The 20921-nt window shown below is 50.5% G+C and carries 17 protein-coding genes; 8 read left to right on the forward strand and 9 right to left on the reverse strand.

Going from position 1 to position 20921, the window contains the following annotated elements; genetic code table 11:
* Positions 1-561 precede the first annotated feature (561 nt).
* From ACFSUC_RS02970 to ACFSUC_RS02980, 3 genes are all read right to left on the reverse strand, one after another.
* A complete protein-coding gene (locus tag ACFSUC_RS02970) occupies positions 562-2898 on the reverse strand; it encodes an MMPL family transporter (RefSeq protein ID WP_379927975.1) in 2337 nt (778 codons plus the stop codon).
* Complete coding sequence (locus tag ACFSUC_RS02975; protein WP_379927976.1) at positions 2895-3347, reverse strand: MarR family winged helix-turn-helix transcriptional regulator; 453 nt, start codon at positions 3345-3347, stop codon at positions 2895-2897. Before ACFSUC_RS02975 ends, ACFSUC_RS02970 begins: the two co-directional genes overlap by 4 nt.
* Before the next feature lie 247 nt (positions 3348-3594).
* A complete protein-coding gene (locus tag ACFSUC_RS02980) occupies positions 3595-4797 on the reverse strand; it encodes a GGDEF domain-containing protein (protein ID WP_379927977.1) in 1203 nt (400 codons plus the stop codon).
* Between the two features lie 131 nt (positions 4798-4928).
* Here ACFSUC_RS02980 and ACFSUC_RS02985 point away from each other — a divergent pair, with 131 nt between their 5' ends.
* The 4 genes from ACFSUC_RS02985 to trpB are packed head-to-tail and all read left to right on the forward strand — an operon-like array spanning position 4929 to position 11806.
* Positions 4929-6086: a glycosyltransferase family 4 protein gene (locus tag ACFSUC_RS02985; protein WP_379927978.1), complete on the forward strand. Its 1158-nt coding sequence runs from the start codon at positions 4929-4931 to the stop codon at positions 6084-6086.
* A gap of 4 nt (positions 6087-6090) precedes the next feature.
* Positions 6091-7401, forward strand: a complete 1311-nt coding sequence (locus ACFSUC_RS02990; protein WP_379927979.1) for a metallophosphoesterase family protein — start codon at positions 6091-6093, stop codon at positions 7399-7401.
* Positions 7391-10579: an AAA family ATPase gene (locus ACFSUC_RS02995; protein ID WP_379927980.1), complete on the forward strand. Its 3189-nt coding sequence runs from the start codon at positions 7391-7393 to the stop codon at positions 10577-10579. The genes ACFSUC_RS02990 and ACFSUC_RS02995 overlap by 11 nt, the downstream gene beginning before the upstream one ends.
* A gap of 60 nt (positions 10580-10639) precedes the next feature.
* Positions 10640-11806, forward strand: coding sequence for a tryptophan synthase subunit beta (gene trpB, locus ACFSUC_RS03000; RefSeq protein WP_379927981.1), 1167 nt, complete (start codon positions 10640-10642; stop codon positions 11804-11806).
* Between the two features lie 103 nt (positions 11807-11909).
* Here trpB and ACFSUC_RS03005 read toward each other — a convergent pair whose 3' ends face one another.
* The 3 genes from ACFSUC_RS03005 to ACFSUC_RS03015 form a co-directional block, all read right to left on the reverse strand.
* Positions 11910-12650, reverse strand: coding sequence for an SDR family NAD(P)-dependent oxidoreductase (locus ACFSUC_RS03005; RefSeq protein WP_379927982.1), 741 nt, complete (start codon positions 12648-12650; stop codon positions 11910-11912).
* 74 nt (positions 12651-12724) lie between these two features.
* Positions 12725-13753: a YkvI family membrane protein gene (locus tag ACFSUC_RS03010; RefSeq protein ID WP_379927983.1), complete on the reverse strand. Its 1029-nt coding sequence runs from the start codon at positions 13751-13753 to the stop codon at positions 12725-12727.
* Between the two features lie 278 nt (positions 13754-14031).
* A complete protein-coding gene (locus ACFSUC_RS03015; RefSeq protein ID WP_379927984.1) occupies positions 14032-14841 on the reverse strand; it encodes a hypothetical protein in 810 nt (269 codons plus the stop codon).
* Between the two features lie 420 nt (positions 14842-15261).
* On the opposite strand from ACFSUC_RS03015, the gene ACFSUC_RS03020 reads away from it, so the two are divergent.
* The 4 genes from ACFSUC_RS03020 (at position 15262) to ACFSUC_RS03035 (ending at position 17046) form a co-directional block, all read left to right on the forward strand.
* Positions 15262-15834, forward strand: coding sequence for a xanthine phosphoribosyltransferase (locus ACFSUC_RS03020; RefSeq protein WP_379927985.1), 573 nt, complete (start codon positions 15262-15264; stop codon positions 15832-15834).
* Positions 15835-15976: 142 nt separating this feature from the next.
* Complete coding sequence (locus tag ACFSUC_RS03025) at positions 15977-16291, forward strand: hypothetical protein (protein WP_379927986.1); 315 nt, start codon at positions 15977-15979, stop codon at positions 16289-16291.
* 142 nt (positions 16292-16433) lie between these two features.
* Positions 16434-16652, forward strand: coding sequence for a hypothetical protein (locus ACFSUC_RS03030; RefSeq protein ID WP_379927987.1), 219 nt, complete (start codon positions 16434-16436; stop codon positions 16650-16652).
* 121 nt (positions 16653-16773) lie between these two features.
* Entirely contained in the window at positions 16774-17046 is a 273-nt protein-coding gene (locus ACFSUC_RS03035; protein WP_379927988.1) for a YqzE family protein, read from the forward strand.
* Here ACFSUC_RS03035 and ACFSUC_RS03040 read toward each other — a convergent pair.
* The 3 genes from ACFSUC_RS03040 to ACFSUC_RS03050 form a co-directional block, all read right to left on the reverse strand.
* A complete protein-coding gene (locus tag ACFSUC_RS03040; protein ID WP_379927989.1) occupies positions 17031-18023 on the reverse strand; it encodes a hypothetical protein in 993 nt (330 codons plus the stop codon). The two genes, ACFSUC_RS03035 and ACFSUC_RS03040, sit on opposite strands and share 16 nt — an antisense overlap.
* Before the next feature lie 161 nt (positions 18024-18184).
* Positions 18185-19144: a YqhG family protein gene (locus tag ACFSUC_RS03045; RefSeq protein ID WP_379927991.1), complete on the reverse strand. Its 960-nt coding sequence runs from the start codon at positions 19142-19144 to the stop codon at positions 18185-18187.
* Positions 19125-20873 (reverse strand): DEAD/DEAH box helicase, encoded by a 1749-nt coding sequence (locus ACFSUC_RS03050; protein WP_379927992.1) that lies wholly within the window; start codon positions 20871-20873, stop codon positions 19125-19127. The genes ACFSUC_RS03045 and ACFSUC_RS03050 overlap by 20 nt, the downstream gene beginning before the upstream one ends.
* Positions 20874-20921 lie beyond the last annotated feature (48 nt).

A 20921-nucleotide genomic window follows, 5' to 3' on the forward strand; every position in this document is an offset into this window, starting at 1 on the left:
TGTATTTCTCTACAGCTTCCATTTTCTTGTCATAACTGATTCGTCTTCTTCCCATAAAAAAGCTCCCCTTTGAGTAGTCCTGAATTTTGTTATTTCAGGTGTCTACTCAAAGGGGAGCATATCATATATTCCTCAGCAGACTCTCTATTTTATTGATTTCATGTCTCGTATCTGATCTCTCATAAATCGTATATCAAATCAAGAATGTTGAATCTCAGTATATTTCTCAAATTCCATGTCTCAAATCCCAATTCTCATTTCTCATATTTCGTATAAACGTATCGTTCTATTAAGAACGACGTCTCTGTACGCTTCTTAAAATAAGCACTCCCGACCACACACAGGTGAAACGGGATACCGGGACCTACTGAGACCTAAAAAGATGGGCTGAGATCACTTCAAATTTGAAAATCCTCGAAAAAGCTCCGTAAGACCCGCTAAGACCCGCTAAGACCCGCTAAGACCCGCTAAGACCCGCTAAGACCCGCTAAGACCCGCTAAGACCCAAAAATAGCTCGTTATAAACCGTAAATGTCCGTCAAGACCTCGTACTGCGAAGAGTTAGGACTTGCCGGTTTCCGTTTCCGGCTTCGCGTGATCTGGTTGTCTACGCTTGAATGGCCACCAGTTGGCATTGCCAAACAATCGAACCATAACCGGGATGAAGAAAGGGAGATAAAGCAGGGAATACAGAGACAGTCCCGCCAGAACAATGGTGGCAATCTGCATGAGAGACAGAACACCTGATGGAATCATGGCTGCAAAGGTTCCGCCCAGGATGACTGCCGCAGACAGGATGACCGTTCCCATTCGCTTCATCGCATGAATCAGGGCATCGTGCACCGATTCATCCCGGTATTCATTGAATCGATCCATCAGGAAGATGCTGTAATCGACCCCGAGCGCAATGAGAATGACAAAGGCGAAGAACGGCACTGCCCAACTGATGCCATCATAGCCAAGCGCATGGATGAAGATGAGTTCGGACACGCCCATCGCCGTATAGAAGGTCAGGACGAGAGATCCGATGACGTACAGAGTCATGACAATCGACCGGAACAAGATAATGAGAATAATCGCGATGCCGATCAGCATCAAAATGGAAGTGCGCGTATAGTCATCGGATGAGATCTGATTCAGATCCGCATAAATACTCGTGACCCCACCGATGGCATATTCGGCTTCTGCCGCGACCGTGTTCGGGAGTGTCTGATCGATCATCGCTTTGATTTCCTTGATGGATGCCAGCGCTTCTTCCGAGTACGGATTTGGCTTCAAAATGATATCGAGGGATACCATCATCCGGTCCTGAGACATATAGGTGTCCAGAATTTGCTGAAACTCAGGTGAAGTAAAGAGATCGGGCGGTGTAATGCCTCCGCCAGTATCTTCCGTCTGGCTATCATTTGCTGCTTCCGTCGCTTGCTGTTGGCCTTCCATCGCGGCCTGCAGCTGAGGAAGGAGTTCACCCGTTGGTCTGCTGACGGATCTTACCGTGCTGACTTCTTCGAGCGAGAGGATAGCCTGGCTCAATGTCTCGATGGAGACAAGGCCTTCCATGCTCGCTAGTGGCTCGTCATGCTTGAGGATCAGCTGAGTTGGCAATGCTTCGCCGGCACTGAATCCATCCGAGATGAGATTAAAGGCCTTGACCGAATTGTAGCCGTCTCCGATCTCGTCCAGTGAATTATAGGACAAGGTCCCTTTATACGTAATCAAGAAAGGGGATGAAAGGATCGCGACTGCCAGAAAGGCTAGTAGTGGTCTTTTCAGCGAGCTTTTGCCCGCCCATTCCCAGAGCTTGCTGTGACCATGATCGAGATTGCGGTTGACCGGCCAGAAGATTGACTTGCCCAGCACCGCCATGAAAAACGGTACAATCGTAACCAGTGCCAGCATAAGGAACGCTACGCCTACTGCAACCGCCACTGCGGATTTATACAAAGAGAAGGTCGAAAAGCCGATAGAAGCAAATCCGATCATCACCGCGATACCGGAGAACAAGACCGTTTTGCCCGCTGTCCGGTAGGTGGTCACGATGGCCTGGATTTTGTCTCCCTTCGCCAGTTCTTCCTTGAATCGGCTAATCAGCAGGATACAGTAGTCTGTACCGATCCCGAACATGACCGCGACCATGAATATTTGTGTAAAATTGGATAACGGAAAATCGATCCCGTCTACCAGGAACGCCACGACCGATTGAGCGGTGATATAGCTGATGCCTACCGTCAGAAGCGGAATAAATGGTGCAATGGCAGAGCGGAACACGACAAACAGAATGAGGAGGATAAACACGACCGTAATATATTCGGTCTTCTTCAATCCTTCCTGCGAGCTTTCAATCACATCTTCATCGATGAGCCAGCTTCCGGTATAGTAATGATCGACCGGGATGTCCTGAACCGCTTTGTACAAATCGTCCCGAATTTCGGCATTTGTCCGATCCAGATCGGCGACAGACAGCAGTGTCAGCATCGTAGTACCATCGGGGGAAATCATTTGCTCCTCGAGCTGCGGTTCTCCGAGCGGTGCAACCAGTTTAGTGATGCCATATGTAGGGGAGCTGCTTTCGGTTTGCATCAGAGCAGACAGTCCTTCGCCAATCGCCTGATAGTCTTCCGGCTGCAATCCATTTTCATTATGAAAAACAAGCACAGCCTGCATTTCACTCATCGCATCAGAATCGGAAGCATCTGAAGTCCCCGAAGCCTCCGTAGCTTCTCCGTTCATTTCTTTCAGAAAATCTTCGGCGAGACTGGACGAATAGCCATCAGGCACCCCAACTTGCCCTTTCTCGCGAACGAGCGTTTCCATACTCGGTGCCTGGATCGTCAAACCAACAGCAGCGGCTATCCACAGGACGAGGATGAGCCATTTGAATTTAAGGATGGTTTTCATTCGGAATGTGATCTCCTTTCATTGTCGAGCAGCTGAGCCAGCTTTTCATAGGTATTGATAAAATTCAGCACTTCTTCCGGTTCAAAATGATTGATATACGTCGAGAGCAACTGGGCAATGCGTTCTTCGATAGCGCGGCAGATTTCCACACCTTTTTCCGTTAATGCGAGCAGGATCACTCTTCGGTCATGCTCATCTTCCTTGCGTATGAGCAGCCCCTTGTCGACAAGCCTCGTTACGAGAGCGGTGATAGAGCTTTTTCCAACACAGAGCACTTCGGACAGCTCCGTGGAGGTGCTGGCACCCTGGGAATCAATATAACGAATGACCGAGAATTGATCCAGCGTCACCTCTTCTTGCAGCTGATCCCGCATCAGCGCATTGATTCGACGGTTGACCATATAGGAGATGGATTGATATCGATCCACCAGTTCCTTGATATTGACCATGAATAGGCTTCCTCTCCTTATAAATTTGATCAGGCTAAACCTTCATCATTCGTGATGCCAAACCTTCACCCCTGAAACCATTCACCCATGAAATAGTTCGACAATAAAACTATATCGATTCACCGTAAAAAAATCAAGTCATGTGATCAACTTCATGGCATTTTTACAAACCAAACGCCCGTAGCCTCTATGAAGAAGCATACGAGCGTATAGGGAGGATCATGCCACAATCGGCATATCGATCGGTTTATGATGTTTTACCGGCTGCAGCTGAGCCACTTCGTTTGCTTGTATAGGCCGTTACTTTATTTTTGCCGGACGTTTTGGACGCGTACATGGCTTCATCGGATTGTTGAAGGAAGGCTTCTGCAGTGATTGGACCTTTGCGTTTCGTATAACCGACACTGATGGTCACCCCGACTTCTTCTTCCACCCGTTTGCGTACCCGCTCGGCAATGATCGCGGGATTAGACTTCTGGTTGACGATCAGCATGAGCAGTTCTTCCCCGCCATATCGGCCCGCGATGCCAATCTGCTCCGCTTCCTGCTTCAGAATTTCCGACACCCCCTTGAGCGCTTCGTCTCCGGCCTGGTGCCCTTTGGTGTCATTGAGTTTTTTGAAGTTATCGATATCCGTGAAGATCAGGGATACCTTCAAATCTTTCTTGAGGCATTTTTCAATCTGATTCACAAAAAAAGCCCGATTGTACAGCCCTGTCAGCCCGTCCGTAATCGAGGATCGATAGACCGATTGCAGCAGCTCAATGACCCGATCCAGGACGTAGAGAAAGACGATGCTGTAAAAGACAATCGGCAGAAAATATTCGAACACCTTCAGCAGTTGATGATCGTTCTCAAACACATACTGATTGGAGACGTAAGAGAGATGGAAGATAAAGTAGATGGTGACGGCGGCATGATATTTTCCCCGCTGTCCGACATAAGGAGCCACCATATAGAAGCACAGAAAGATCAAGATAAACAAATAGAGATCCATAAAGGAATATTGCAGCAGCAGCTGCTGATCGTTCATCGAAGTGGTCACAGCCTGATAGTAATAATATCCGGCAATGAGCAGGGCTGCGGTGATAAATCCATAGAACAGCAGCTGTGTCTTCATGCGGGAACGATTGTACAGCTGATAGATCCCCATATTAATCATAATAAAGGAAAGAACCTGCAATAATTGCAGCAAATATTGCGTTTGCGCCAGATTCGGGTCATTCCTTAACTGCAAGTTAATCATCATCATATACTGAATAATGACCAGCAGGATCGATACACTGATCGAGCGATAGCCTCTCTTTTTTCGATCCCGATACAAGCGATAGGAAATGATAAGCATCAGGACCAAAATGACGAGAATACTGCTTGCAGAGACGAGTGGAGCGATCGGTCCATAGAGCAGATCTGAGCTGTCAATATGATTGGAATGGAACAATAACTTCACCTGCCCACATTCAGATTCATTCTTTTTCCATTATAGCTTTGTTTTTAGGCTTGTCACAAGGTACAATAAATAGGAACACAGATTCTCGTTTCGCTCGTTTGACAGAGATAGATCATAACGGGAGGTAGATTATGAAGATTTTACAGGCACTTTTCTTCCCGCCGGAACAGCCGGGCGGGGTATCCTCGATGGTTCCATACATACAGGAGCAGTTCAAGCAAACAGGCTGGGAAATGGAGCTTTTTTTCTTGCCGAAACGAATTCGGGGAAAAGGCAACGAATCTCCGGTCTTTCATACTTTTGATGCCGAAGCATTCTGTGATCATCCCATTGTGGACAAATATATGCAGACGCTGAAAGACTACTTTTGGTGGACGAAGCTGAGGCTGAATGATGAATATGATGTCATCCATGCTCACCATCCCATTACCGCACTGGTGATGAAAGAGGTTTTTCCGAATACGCCGGTTTGGGTGACGATCCATTCCAGCTATGAAAATGAACTGCTGTTGAATGGCAGATTAAAAAAAGAAGAATCAGCCTACACGTTTCTCACTTCCCTTTACCGGGAAATAGAAAGTCGCGTAGATGGCATCATTGCCGTCTCGCAGGCGTTCAAGCAATATTTGGCACCGTTTCTGGATACCCCCGAAAAGGTTCGGGTCATCTACAACGGATTCGATCAACGACGGTTCAAGCCGATCGAGCACAACAACCCGACACCGCAACTGGTCACGCTCTGCCGACTGGTTCCGGCCAAAGGACTGGATGTCCTGCTGGAAGCCTGCGGCATTCTCAAACAGAGAGGACATGAATTCGTGCTGCACATGATCGGGGATGGACCGATTCGTAAGCAGCTTGAACAGCAGGCCATTGCAGAAGGGGTATATGACGAGATTATCTTCTACGGTTATACGTTGCATCCAGAGCAGTTCATGCCCTTCTTCGATGTGTTTGTTCTCCCTTCTCGCGCAGAGGCTTTCGGCAGTGTATTCGCAGAGGCGGCCTTGTGCTGGCTGGCCCTGATTGGCACGGACATTGGCGGGATTCGGGAACAAATTGAACACGGCAGCAACGGGCTGCTGGTACAGGTAGATGATGCAGCCGCACTGGCAGACGCAATGGAACAGGTCATTACACAGCCAGAGCTGCGATCGCAAATGGCCAAAGCTGCCTGGGAAAAAGCCAAGCAGGAGTATTCACTGGAAAGAGCGATCGATCAGCTGAAAGAACTTTACTTGCAATATCCGACCCGTTTGGCTGCCCGCAGCAAACAGAGTCAGGGTTGATCCGATGAAGGCCTTTTCATTTTTGCATGCGGCAGACCTTCATCTGGACAGTCCGTTCAAGGGATTGCAGCTCGAAAAGTCCCGGCTGAGACAGCGGTTGATCACAGCTTCCTTCGAGAGTCTGAATCGACTCGTGGAAACGGCGATTGCGAAGCAGGTATCCTTTGTCCTGCTTGCCGGTGATGTGTTTGATTTGGAAGACCGTTCTCTGCGCGCACAGCATGCGTTGTACCAGGCCTGTGCGAGGCTAGGGGACGCTGGTATTTCAGTTTATGCGATCCATGGCAATCACGATCCGCAGGACGGGGCCTGGCTGAATTTGGATTGGCCGGAGACCGTTCATTTTTTTTCTGCGAAACAAGTGGAACAGGTTGAGATCAAGGATCGTCATGGAGATCCGATCGCTGCGGTCAGCGGTATATCCTATCCGACCCGGCATGTGCTGGACAATCTGTCCAGCCTCTTTCCTGTGAAGGACGAGCAGGAGAGACGTCTGTACCAGATTGCGCTGCTGCATGCCCAGGTCGGTACCAGTGCGGATCATGAGCCGTACAGTCCTTGCCAGCTGACAGATTTGACCTCCAAGGGCTATCATTACTGGGCACTTGGCCATATCCATGCCCGACAGGTGCTGCACGAAGACCCGTATGTCGTCTACCCGGGAAATATACAAGGACGACACAGAAAGGAAAAAGACGAGAAAGGCTGTTATGTCGTCCACGTGGACACCGACCAGTCCACAAGGCTTGAATTTGTGCCATTGCACGCCGTGCAATTCGGGGAAATGCGGGTGGAAGTGGCCGGAACCCCCCGGCTGCATGAGTTGTCGGAACAGATTCAGGAACAGTTGGAAACGTCCTGGCAGAATCAGCAGCGATCTCTGCTTCTTCGGCTTGTCTTCACGGGCGATGGAGACCTTGCATGCCTGGGGGCGGATGAAGAAGATGTGCGGCTGTGGCTTCAGGATGTCTTCGAGCCGTTTGAGAAAGGTCTGCACAGCGGTCAACATGATAGATTCCTTGCACTGGAAAGCTGGGTGGATGAGACGCAATCCGTCGTTTTCGAACACGATTTGCCGGACAGCGAATTCCTTCGACACATCTGGCAGGAAGGAGCGGACTGGCTGAATGAGCTCCGTACAGACAGTCCCTCTGCCATCGAAGAGGTGCTCGAACCGATCCATGCCAATCGCAAAGCCGTCAAGTATATGCCGAAATGGTCTGCCGCCGAGTGGGCAGAGCTGGTGGAAAAAGCGAGACAGGAAGCGATCCGTACCCTACTGAAACAGGAGAGTGGCGTAACTGATGCGAATTGAAGAAATCCACATCGAGCAATACGGGACGCTACGGCAGCGGCATATCACGCTTGCGCAGGGACTGACCCTGGTCCATGGTGCCAATGAAGCAGGTAAAAGCACGCTGCTCTCCTGGATTCGAACAGCCCTGTTTGGTTCTGCCAGGAAAGGGGAAGCGGTCCGCAAAATGCTGGCGGCCAATGAAGGTGGAAGGCTGCTAATCTCTCACGATGAATGGCAACAGAAGATATGGCTGGATCGAATGCTCGGATCAACAGATACGCAGTTGAGATGGGAGGACGGTACATCTGTGCCTGGCTCCCTGTTGTCGCAGATGCTGCACGGCATGAGCTATGAGATGTACCGGAATTTATTCGCTTTTAGTCTCACGGAACTGGAGCAGATTCGTTCTCTTCAGTCTGATGAAATCAATGCCTTCCTGTTTGCTACTGGGACGGGTCTGTCGCCTGCCGCGATCACGAAGACTGACAGAAAGCTGCAACTGGAGCTGGATGAGCTGTACCGGCCCAGAGGGCAAGTTCGAGCCATGAATCAAACGCTGCATCTGCTGGAAGAACATGCCCAAAAGCTTCGCCGCATCAAGGAAAGATCCGGCAAATTCAACGAGCTCACGATGCAGTGTGAGCAGTTGGAGGCGGAAATCGAACAATTGGAGCAGCAACGGGAAATGAAGGCGCAAAAGAGTGCCTGGCTGGAACGTTGTGCGCAGGCCGCGCCGAAATGGGTTCGTTTGCAAGAACTTCAGCACCAGCTGAATGCATACGAGCAGGATGTTCCTTTTCCCGAGCATGGTCTGATGCGTTACGAGCGATTGCTGGCAGAGGCAAGCTCGGCAGGAGATGAGCGAATGCATCTGGAGAAGCTGCAAGCCGATTTGAAGGAGCGATTGTCCAGTCTGGATATCCGTGAAGAATGGCTGGCGGCGCGTCCAGAGATTGAGCGGCTGCTGGAGCAGCTTCCAGTCATGCAGGAGCAGGACAGACAGGCAGAACAGCTGGACGAAGAGTATCGCCAGTGGTTTGAGCGGTGGAAGGAAGCACAGCAAGATTTGGCTCTGTCTGATGGAACGGAAGAACCGAGACTGCCCTGGATCGTCAAGCAGGAACTAGAGGAGTTAAGCAGACAGATTCAGGACCAGCTTGTGAAGGTGCAGCGTCACAAAGAGGAAGTGGAGCAGGTTGAAATGCGTGTGCTGCGAGAGAAGCAATTTCATCAAAGACAGCAAGACGCACGGGAGCAGTTGCAGGACAAGTGGAGGCAGCGAATTCCGGAGTCCTTGCGCGCGCCTTCTCTTCAGGAATTGAAGCAGAAACGGGAGACGTTGCTGATGTGGCATCAGCGCTGGCAGTTGCATCAGGTTCAAGATGAGACGCTTCGTACCCCGTCACGTCAGGGACAGACGTCCAAGCTGGCCAGGCGGTCATGGGTTCGATGGATCGCAACGGGTGGACTAATCGCCGTACCGATATATGTATCGATGCAGGATGAACCGGTGTTAGGTTGGATGTCCTGGGGGCTGTGGCTCTGTTTTGCCGGATGGCAGGTCAAGGAGGCCTTCTCTGTGAAATCAGCCGCAGGGCAGCGGCATTCAGCGGCTAAGCTTGACAAGCAGAGAGGTTCTGCTACGGAGCCTGCAGCAGTGTCTGCAAGGGAACTGGGATTGGAAATGGCAAAGGCCTGGTCGGAACTGCGCGGTGCCACGGTAGATCCGGCGGTCGTGGTGGCCCATCATGCAGGTTGGCTCCAGGAATTGGATCAGCTGATTGCACGCAGAGAAGAAACGGAGCAGGAAATCGCGCTTTATTCCCGGCGATTGCATGAAATCAGGCTGGAGATGGAGCTGGCTGAAGAACAGCATGCCTTGACCCGTGAACACTGGGAATCAGAGCGTGCGATGTTGGATCAGCTGCAAGCGCAATGGCAGCAGGAATTGCACAAGCATGGCTTGCCTGATCATCTCTCTCCACAGCACTGGACGGACTGGCTGCGCCGTTTTGAAGAACAGCAGCAGCTTCGCCAGCAGGTGGACAAGCTTCAGGTCAGACGGGAACAGCTTCGCCAGCAGCGTTTCGCCTATGAGCAGGCCGCATCAGGCTGGATGGAAGCAGCCGCCGCTGGTATGCAACAGGATGGACAGCCGGATCAGAACGGAGAAATGGATATCGAGACGGGTATGCAAGGGGTGAAGAAAACCCTCCACTTGCAGCTGGAACAACGGGCACAACAGACCAAACTGGAAGCGCGGATGGGTGAGATCCAGGAACAGCTGGAGGCCGTGCATGCGAAGATCGCCAGAATGGATCACGATCTGACCGCATTGCACCAGCATGCAGGCGTGCAAGATGAAGAAGGATTCCGCAGAAGAGCGACGGAAGAGAAGCAGCGTTCGCAGCTGCTTGAAGAGACGAGACAGCTTGAAGCTGCCCTTTACTCGCTCATCCCGGAGGAGGAACGGGGACGCTTAGGCGAGACGCTGCGTCTATATCGGGCACAGGAGCTGATGGAACAGGCTGAGGCGCTTCAGGAACAGCTGGCTGCAGATCGGCAGCAGGCGCGAGACAAACAGGCATACAAAGGCCGCCTGCAACTGGAGATTGAACAGCTGATGGATGGGGAAGAGCATACCCAACTGCAATGGGAGCTGGAACGACTGAAAGAGCAATATGAACAGCAACTGAAGACGTGGGTGGTGAAAGCGGGTGCGCAGCGTCTCATTCAGTCCGCGAAAGTGAAATATGAGCGAGAGCGACAGCCTGAGGTTATCCGGCATGCGGCGCAATATTTCCGGCATCTGACCGCAGGACGATACGAGAAGCTATTTGCACCGCTCGGTGAACAGAGGCTGATCGTAGAGCGGGAGGACGGGGTTCAGTTTGAACCTGCGCAACTCAGCAGAGGGACGGCCGAGCAGCTTTATCTGTCCCTGCGCTTTGCCATGATTCGTGCCTTTCGCAGTAAAGCGAATCTGCCGATTATCCTCGATGATATTATGGTCAATTTCGATCCAGAGCGCATTCGTTTGACCTGCCAGCTCATTGCCTCTTTCAGTCAGGAGCAACAGGTGTTGTTCCTAACCTGTCATCCTCATCTCAGCCAGTCGTTTCAGCAGGTCACAGAGGAGACTCGACAGGAACTGAGCTGGATTTCACTTTCCGGGTTGTCTAACCCCGCATCTTGAATTACAATCGAAACAGATCCATGAAAGCGTTTGACAGCAATTTGAAAGGGAGCGTGTAGCATGAGCGAAAGTGAACAGCAAGTTGGATATTTTGGGGAATTCGGGGGCAGCTTTGTGCCGCCAGAACTGCAAGAGGTACTCAGCTATTTGGCTGATCAATTTGAAACGTTCAAGGAAGACGAGGAATTCAATGAAGAATTCAAATATTATTTAAGAGAATATGTGGGGCGGGAAAATCCGCTTACGTTCGCGAAGCATCTGACAGAGAAGCTTGGCGGAGCGAAAATCTACCTTAAGCGCGAGGATCTGAACCATACAGGGTCTCACAAGATTAACAATGTGCTCGGTCAGATCCTGCTCGCGAAACGAATGGGTGCGAAGCGCATCATCGCCGAAACGGGAGCGGGACAGCATGGGGTGGCTACGGCGACCGTATGTGCGATGTTCGGGATGGACTGCGTCATTTATATGGGAGCAGAAGATACGCGGCGTCAGGCGCTGAATGTGTTCCGGATGGAACTGCTTGGGGCGAAGGTCGTAGCGGTAGACAAAGGACAGGGAAGATTGAAGGATGCGGTAGACGAAGCGCTGAATGACTTGGTGCAAAACTACCAGAATACCTTCTATTTGCTCGGTTCCGCGGTGGGCCCGCATCCGTTTCCAACGATGGTCAAGCATTTTCAGTCGATCATCAGTGAAGAGTCCAAGAAGCAGATCATGGAGAAGGAAGGCAAGCTTCCGACCGCGGTTGTCGCCTGTGCCGGAGGAGGCAGCAATGCGATTGGCTCCTTCGCCCATTATATCGACGAGCCTTCCGTACGCTTGATCGGGGTAGAACCGGATCAGGCCCCAACGCTGACAGAAGGGGTGCCAGGTGTCCTGCATGGTTTTAAATGTCTCGTGCTGCTGGATGAGGAAGGCAACCCGAAACCGACGTATTCGATTGCGGCCGGACTGGATTATCCAGGAATTGGACCGGAGCACAGCTATCTGAAGCAATCCGGACGAGGCGAGTATGTAACGGTTAGCAACGAGGAGGTTCTGGAAGCCTTCCAGGAACTGTCCAAAACCGAAGGCATTATCCCGGCACTGGAAAGCGCACACGCCGTCGCGCATGTGCTGAAGCTGGCGCCGACCATGAAGCCGGATGATCTGATTATCATCAATCTGTCCGGACGAGGGGATAAGGATGTGGAGCAAGTATTCCGGATGCTTAAAGAGTCCTGATCACATACACAAAAAAGTTGGGCAGAAAACCTCGCGTTTTCTCGCCCAACTTTTTTTTTGGACTTTTTGGATATCCCTATTAGGTATTCATGCATAGATCATTTTAACGGGTCATGCCACCGTCGATGACGAGGTTTTGTCCGGTCATAAAGGAACTGGTGTCCTCGGCCAGGAACAGGCATGCTTCTGCAATATCCTGGGGCTTGCCTACTCTTCCGACCGGATGCTGTTCCCGATCTGCACGGGAATGCTCGGGTACAGTCGCCTGTGCCGCAGCTTTCCAGTCAGCGGTCTCGATCCAGCCGGGACTGATTGCATTGACCCGGATGCCGTAGCGGCCGAGGCTGATCGCCATGGCATGGGTGAGCGCAAGGATGCCCCCTTTGGATGCGGAATATGCTTCCGTATCGGCTTCAGACATCAAGGCACGGGTGGAAGCGAGATGAATGATCGATCCCTTCTGATAAAGCTCCATCCATTTGGCGGCTAGCTGTGAACAGTGAAAGGTTCCTCTCAGGTTGACCTGCATGACCCGATCGAACGAGGACAGGGGCAAGTCCAGCATGGAACCATTCATGCTGATTCCTGCGTTGTTGATGAACACGTCCAGCTGCTCCATTTCCTCTCTGGCAATGCGGAACCAGCGCTTCACATCTTCGTCATTCGCGACATCACCGGGAATGAACTGGGCTTTCCCGCCTTCCCGCCGAATCCAGCGAATGAGTTCAATCCCTGCTTCCCGATTGGGATCAAGAATGGAGACAACATATCCTTTATTGGCAAAATGGAGCGCAGTGGCCCGACCGATCCCTTCCGCGCCACCGGTGATCATCACGGTTTTCATCCTGTATCCCTTCCTTTCCCAATATCGCGTTGGATATCTCTCATTCAACACAAATTGGTAGGGAAAATCAAGTTTCAAGTTCTTTTCAATATGAGCGCTGTCAGCCAAAACGAACTGAGCATGCCGAATAATGGGTATAGGAACGCGACCAGGGAACTGAACCCCACCTGACTGATGGCGTAACATCCTGCCAGCAGAATTACGAGCAATGTCTGTCTGCCCCAGGGCACTTTGGTCTCGAGCTGGGTCATCAATCCGAATAAATCTGCAATGAACGTGGTGAAGATTTCACTGAAAATGATCAGAATGAACAGAAGCTGGACGGTGTGTACGACCTGGGTGGCCATTTGTCCCATCGGGATTTCATACGAGGCAATGTCCGGCATTTTACTGGATAGCGACATATGCAAGGCCAGCAGCATCAGACCTACGCCAATCCCGCCAATGATGCCACCCCCGCGAATGACCGCAGCATCTTCCATCTTGCCTCCGATCGGGACCAGTACAGCTTGGGCAAGCGCAAGATTAAAGGCGGCATACAGAAAAGGAGACATCCAGATGCGAAAAGGGGAAGCGTCGGAATCCAGAGTCAGCCAATTGCCCGCTGTGGGAGAGTGAGAGACCTGTACGACAATGATGATCAGATAGAGCAGCATACAGGGCACTACGATCGAATTGACAGCGAAGATGGCCTGCATGCCTCTGGAGAGGATGAGGAAGCCAAGCAGCAAGGTCAATCCGAGGCCTGCCTGGTACGGCCATCCGAAATGCTCTTCGAATACGGAGCCTGCCCCGGCCAGCATGACTGAACTGATGCCAAACAGCACTAGCATGAGCAGCAAACTGACAATCCGACCGACCGATGGGCCGAATAGCATCCGGTTTAAATCCGCATATGAATGGGCTTTCATCGTTTGAGCGGTGAGCATGAGTTTCGTGCCCAGCCATATGAACAGCCACGTGGACAGGAGAATGGTGATGGAGCCATATTTGCCATAGCGCGTGAAGAATTGCAGAATTTCCTGCCCGGTCGCAAATCCTGCGCCCACAATGGTTCCGATATATGTACAGGCTATTTGCAGCATGATGCCCAACCGCTTCAACGATATTCCCCCGTTCATGGATGCGGCTTGGCGCGCATCACATTTGCTTGTACCACATTGAAATGACGTACTGTCGGATGGTGTTCTATACAAGCCTATGTGAGCAATCGGTCAAGCATGACGGGTGTGCACGTATGCACATGAAAAAACTCTTGCCGGCGCGAGACAAGCTGCGTCAGCAAGAGCCTATTTAAGATCGTCCATTTGAAAACAAACGCGATCTGCTGATGACTAAACCATCAGGCAAAAGGAAAAAGCAAAAAGATGAGGCAAAAAGATTAGGAAGAAGGCGATTCTTCGTCTGCAAACAATTTGATGGAAGAAATCGTCTGATGGACCGGATCGACATCGATTTTAAGGACAATTCCGTTGGAAATGTAATTCATCACGAATTCGGTCTGCACGGAAGGTTCCCCGTAAAAGCGAATCATCTCCCGTACTTCATCTCCCAGTGCTACCCCATTGAGACCAGGGTGTGCTTCGGACGTCGATACTTCGATAAAGATGATCTGATTGTTCTCATCTGCTCCGATACGGAAACCGGGATATTCCAGCACGTTCAATTGGCTCGCATCTGCTCCCATTGTATAGGTTTTCAGCGGATTTCCGTAAATGGCCTTCGCCTGATCCGTGGATTCCTGGATTTTCAATCCCATCAGTCTCGGCTGGGTCGGATGATAATGCTCAATCGTCGCAGAAGCCGGTTTCTCAGGGCTTCCAATTACGCCACCCGTTCCCTTGTCATTGTTAGAAGTGGCAGGCTCTGAGGCAGGCGGATTTGGGGCAGGTTTGTCGGTCCCTGCATCTGATTCCGGGCTGTTGGCTGGCTTTTTCACGGATTCATCGGGCTGTTCCGGTGAAGAGATAACGGCATCATGCTTCTTTTTATCCGTTTCTTCCGACTTGGTGTTGTCTGTTTGGGTGTTGGCTGGTTTGGTCTGTTTTTCGGGTTCAACTTGTGACGGTATTGTCGAAGAGCGCGCTTCCTGAAGAGGATCGGGTTCTTTTTGGTTTGCGCAACCGGAAGAAACCCCTACAACAACAAGCAAAAGCAAGCCGGCAAACGTCCAGAACTTCAATCGCTTCATACGTTCTCATCACCTTTGATTTGTTTTTCTCGTTCATCTTCATTCCAATAATGAATATAATCTGAATAACCTGTCATCCTCAAAGCTGTTTTTTGACAAAAAGCGTTCGAATCGATCCGGTTAGACCGATTTGTGAATAAGGGCACCCTGTTCTCATGGCAACAATCAATCTTTCGCGCGATTATGTGTTTTTTTACTCTCTATGTATAGAACGAGTCAAAGGACGAAAAAGTTTCGCCATATTTGCAATGAATTCCGGCCAAAGACAATAATTGACCAAATTCGTTCTTATTGCCTATGAAATGATTCGCAGCCACATCCAATTCCTTGTCCGTATGAATAAATTCATGGATCGGTTGTTTTAACCTGACGAAATTTATGTTAATTTATATATGATAGCGAGGGTATGGAGGGAATCGGATGGAATCATTGAAAAATCAAATATTGGAGGAAGGCGTTGTCCTTTCTGATCAAGTGCTGAAATTGGACTCAATACTCAATCATCAGGTAGATCCTGTGCTGATTAGCAGCCTGGGCAAGGAATTCGCCAAACGATTTGAGGGAGAGTCGATCACGAAGGTATTGACGCTGGAATCGTCAGGCATTTCCATTGCCTATGCGACGGCCTATGAAATGGGTGTACCGATGGTCTTTGCCAGAAGAAAGAAATCAATCACGACAGACGAAGATGCTTATTGTGAGCGGGTTCCGTCCTTCACAAAGGGAATTGTAACAGATATCGTCGTTTCCAAATCATTCCTGTCTGCGGACGACCGTATTCTGATCATCGACGACATTATTGCAAATGGAGATGCGGTAAGAGGTCTGATGCAGATTATTCAGCGATCCGGTGCGAAGCTGTCGGGACTGGGCATTGTGGTGGAGAAGAGTTTCCAGGCAGGTGCTCGTACGATTCGTGAAGCCGGGGTTCGGGTGGAGTCGTTAGCCAAAATCTCATCCCTCGCAAACGGAAAGATTGAATTCGAAGCATAGTCAGCGGTTAACTACTAATTGTTTCCAAGCAGAGAGCGCTTTATTCATCTCCTGATTTATCCTATAATAAGGGTAGATGGCAGGGGAAAAGTGGCCATGTAGACAAAGTGAGCATAATCTAACAATTGGGGGAGGAAGAACTATGGAAAAAAAACAACTGTCGGAAGCATTCTTCCTGGAAAAAATGCAGGCTGCCAAAATCCACTTTGAGCGGGCTTTGGAATGCAAGCATACGGAATTTGACGACTTGTACCCCTATATGATCGAGCATCCTCAATTCTTTTGGTATAAACGATATGTGGCTTGGTCAGAACTGTTGACCCTTGTTGGCTTGTGTGAAGAGCTCTCCATGGAATGGAAGGATTCCTTCACGGATCAGCAGGTCAGCTATATCGAGCAGCGTGTCATGTCCAGCAAGGTGCTTGATGAATGGTTTGAAAAAGAACACGTCAGCTAAAGAATCGGATTCATCGCAACAAGTCGATGATCATTCCGTTCATTAGATCGGGGACCCGGGCACACTCTACCAATCGGAGTGTGCCTTTTTGTTTGCCGGGACAAGCTAGATCACGAGGGACAAGACAAGGAGTGAACAAATCATGATGACAGAAGACAGATTGAATGACTTTCGATTAGCGGCCACGAAAGTCCGTGTCGTACGCGATGCAGATCCGGCCAATGATGTGGTCGGAATCGTGGTAGCCTGGGACGATGAGCATGTGTTGATTCGCAGACAAAACCGGAGAGTGCGCAAGCTTTCCAGGGATTATTTGATTCAGCCATTTGATCAGCCGCGAGAGGATCTCCTCCAGCCCTGAAAGGGTACAGGCTGTCCTTCTAACCTGTTCAGAAACAGTCCATCCGTTCAGGTTAAGTTCAGGGTGGAGTGGTTATACTGCTTATGGAAAGCATCCACGTGAACGGAAGGAGAGGGCGGCTATGGCAGCCTCTGGGAAAGACCTGATCAAATATGTGACCGAGCAATTCGTTCGGTATCTGGAAACGCCGGTCGATCAGCGCAAGGCGCAACGAAGGCTTCGCAAGGAACGGGAGACCTGGTCCTCCCGCTGGTTTGGCATGATGCCAATTTCCGTTAAAATGGCCGTCCCACGAAAACGTAGAAAAGTAAAACGAAAAACTTCCCGAAGCCACGTTCAGAATACCCGTAATGAAAGCGGGGAAGCCCACTCCGTTACCTATGAGGATGGATAGAAGCTTCCCTTTTCCTGCAAGGCTCTCGCCGGTACATATCGCATTCCCCCGTGATCTACAGCCCAATAACGAATCTCTGGCGCCTCTGTATCATGGGCATCCTGCCACACATGGATACCGCAAACGGTCGCCACGAGCAAAATATGATCCTGGACAATACGTTGTGTATAAGTCAATGGTTGCTTTGTTAGCCATGTCTCCAGTTCTCCGGCTTCCGTCTCTTGGATCGGCTGTTCCGCTACCCATGGTGTATGATCAAACGGATCAGAGCAAGTCTGGTTCGAACCGCGAAGTATCTTCATTTCCCTGGAAATAAGGGCTGCCTCCACAGTGGCTTCCATGCCCGGTATCCCGGCAGATTCTCCCCCATTCAGCATACCGGCGAGCTTTTCCTCCGAGACGTCATAATATTCCCCACTATAGGCATCAAACAGTCCGGTTCGTTTTCGTTTTGTTGCAGTATCCTCCGTCTCTACCATTTCTACTAGCTCTACCATCCATAATGCTTCCAGCGGACGCATATACAGGCGAGTCCAGACTCCCTGTTTCCCGTCAAAGCCATGTGCGTTGGCATACGGTTGTGTCAATCTGGTATCGAACAAGGTGTAAGGTCCGAGGCCGTATTCGAGCAAGCGATAGTCACCTGCCTGGTCGGCACCTACAATAAGATAGCCGACAGCCTGTCCATCTGATTCCGCCTTCACTTCCACCAGCCAGCTGTGCATACCTGCACCGAGAGAGTCAGAGGTCCAGGTTGCGTCCTGCCAGGCTTCGAATCCGGCTTGTTTAGCAATTTGCTGTATCCAATGTGCAACATGATCCTCGTATTGCGAGTTTGCCGCAGGTACGAACGCTCGGTTGGGAGCCGAGTGTGCCACGGTCTGTTCGAGACGGGAAACGCCGGTCAATGAATTCCCCCCTCCATGGACGGTGAGGAACAGCATGCCGGCAATGATCATCATTAAGGGCCACTTCATCTTTATCACAGCCTTTTATCATTTTTATTATGAACCGTTTTCAAGGGGACAAGCGGGTGATGATTTCTATTGTAGCGGGGAAGCATCAGAAAGAGTGTTGCAACGTGTCAGACGGTTTGCTCATTTTTCATTCTTTTTTTGACTATTGTTCCCGACAAACGTCAATTCCTCGTCAGGGGATCAGACAGGAGATGAAAATAACCGCAATTCATGACGGAGACTTCAATGCGGGGCTCATGCTGCCACCGAATTTCTGATTTCCGATTTTCATACTGGGCTTCTGCTTCGGCCTTCTCCTCATCCTCCAGACTGTCGATCATCTCCATATAGTAGCTGTCAATACGCTGCAGTTCGTCTTGCAGTCGCTCTCTCGCAGCTTCTGCCCAACTGTGGTTATAGGATGAAATTTCTTGCCGCAAATAGTGATGAAGGTCTTCCGCTGCTCTCGAAACGGAGAGGCCGTCCTTGATGTGCGTGTGTACGGGCAGTTTAGGCGTTAAATCCAGCTGTTGGACAAACGCATGAAACTCTTCGGCAATGGCTCCGGTTGAGAGACAGATGCCGAGCGAGTGCAGTTCATCACGTTTCTGGTCACAGAGAAATTCCACCCGGTAGTTGACACCGAGCCATGTTTCGTAGCTGCGGGGAGAGGGAATAGCGGTTGTGTTACGCCCTGGCGACAAGGGCTGCGGGGATTCGTACATGCTGACGAAACGTCCGTTTTCTTTGACACAGTTGAAAATTTGCTGCAATCTGCTTGCGCCATAATGGACATGTTCTTCAGGGACACGACGGACATGCTGGCTGAGATCGGTGCCGAAGTAACGGGCCAGAATCGAATCGCTGCTTGCAGCTTGTTCCGCTTTTTGCAGCTGCTTCTTCTCTTGCTGCTGTTCCCACTGCTTGTATTTGTCTGGACGAAAAATGAACGTGAAGGTCATCGTTTCCGGGGTTGCACCCGTACGCTCGACAAAGCTCCAGTAGTAGGGGCGGTTCGTGAGTGCCTTGTCTGCCTGTGGAGACAGCTTGACGGTGACATGGGAAGGCGCTTTCTCCATGATGCGGCTTCCGGTGACTTCGAGAAAGTTCATGACAAATTGTTCAATTTCCGTTGACTGCATGCTGTCCCCTCCGCTTTTCACGCTCGATCTGCTGCTTGACTTCAGCAAACGAATTGCCGAGTTGCTCGATTTCGGCTCTAGCAGCCTCATCTGATTCTGCTTGCAGCATAATGCGGGTCAACTGTTTTTCCAGCGACTGCTGCTGCTCCAGTCGCTCCAGAATCATATCCAGCTCCCCGATGACCAGTTCGAACATGTTGATCTTCTCATGCAGCAGATGAAGGATATGCTCCTCAATGGTATGTCTGGTAGAGAGATTGTAGATGTAGACGTCTCTTTGCTGACCGAGTCTGTGAATACGGCCGATTCGCTGCTCGACTCGCATCGGGTTCCAGGGCAAGTCAAAGTTGATGATGCGGTTGCAAAATTGTAGATTTATCCCTTCTCCGCCTGCTTCTGTGGCGACCATGACCTGGGCGCGGGTGCGAAACAGATCCATCATCCAGTCCTTCTTGCCTCTGTTCATCCCTCCCCGGTACGGCACGGCTGTAAAATCATGCGCCTTCAAATATTGCAGCAAATATTCTTGCGAGGCCCGATATTCGGTGAAGATGATCACCTTTTCCTCGGTATTGCGAATAATATTCATGACCTGTTCGGCTTTCGTATTCGCCTCAATGGCCTTGATCTGATGAACCAGGTCCCAGATCGCTTGGCGCAAGGGAGAATCTTCTGCTGTTTTTTTGAACAGATTGACCAGGGTGAGAAAGACGGCATCTCGACTGCTGCACACTTCCCGCTGTAACGTGACCAGCGACAGCATGCTGGTCGTATCGGTGTGAGTCTGGACCGTTTCCTTAACGAAGCGGGTAACTCCCCGGTACAGCTCCATCTCAGCAGGGGAGAGCTCGAGCAGGATGTTGCGCACATGCCGTTTGGTGAAGGAAAGGTTGCCCTCGCTTCGTCGGTTGCGAATCATGACCTGACTGAGCTGCTCTTTTAGCAAATCATGGTTTTTGGGAATGCGCTTCTGCTGGACATAGTTGGTCTGGAAGTTGCCCTGTCCGCCCAGCTGTCCGGGCTTGAGTAGGGATATGAGATTGAACAGCTCTTTCAGATCATTCTGGACCGGGGTCGCGGTTAACAACAGGCAGTATTTCTTTTTCATTTGATTGATAAATTTATAGTTGGTGGTCTGCTTGTTTTTCAGTTTGTGCGCTTCATCGATAATGAGCATGTCGTACTCGATTTGATGGATGATCTCGCGATGAGGATCACGCTTGGCGGTATCCATCGAGGCGACGACGATATCATGCTGATCCCACATATATGCTTTCTTCTGGGCTACGGCAGAAATGCCGAATTTCTGATTAAGCTCACGCACCCATTGCAGCACGAGCGAGGCGGGAACGAGCACCAACACCTTGCGTACAAGCCCCCTAATCATATATTCTTTTAATATCAATCCGGCTTCGATGGTTTTACCGAGTCCGACTTCATCAGCGAGAATGGCCCGGCCCCGCATTTCGTTCAAGACTTTTTTGGCGGTGTCCATTTGATGCGGCAGCGGAGTCAGATCGGTGAGGTGTCTCATGCATTGCAGCTCATCGAAGCTGGAGATGAGGGATGATTGTTCGGCCTGATAGGCCATCTGATAAAATGCCCATGCATCCCAAGGCCCATTCTGATCACTGCGCTGGACGAGCTCCTGAATCCACTCTTTGTTCATATGCATATGGACATGCGCGTTGATCGGTACGACAGCAGGTTCAGTCTGGCAGTTTTTCATGGTATGTCCCTCCTTGGGTCGGAAATGCGTAGGATTGGCAGTAGGGTG

Origin of the sequence: Marinicrinis sediminis, assembly GCF_042685085.1 — a bacterium.
Lineage (GTDB): Bacteria > Bacillota > Bacilli > Paenibacillales > KCTC-33676 > Marinicrinis > Marinicrinis sediminis.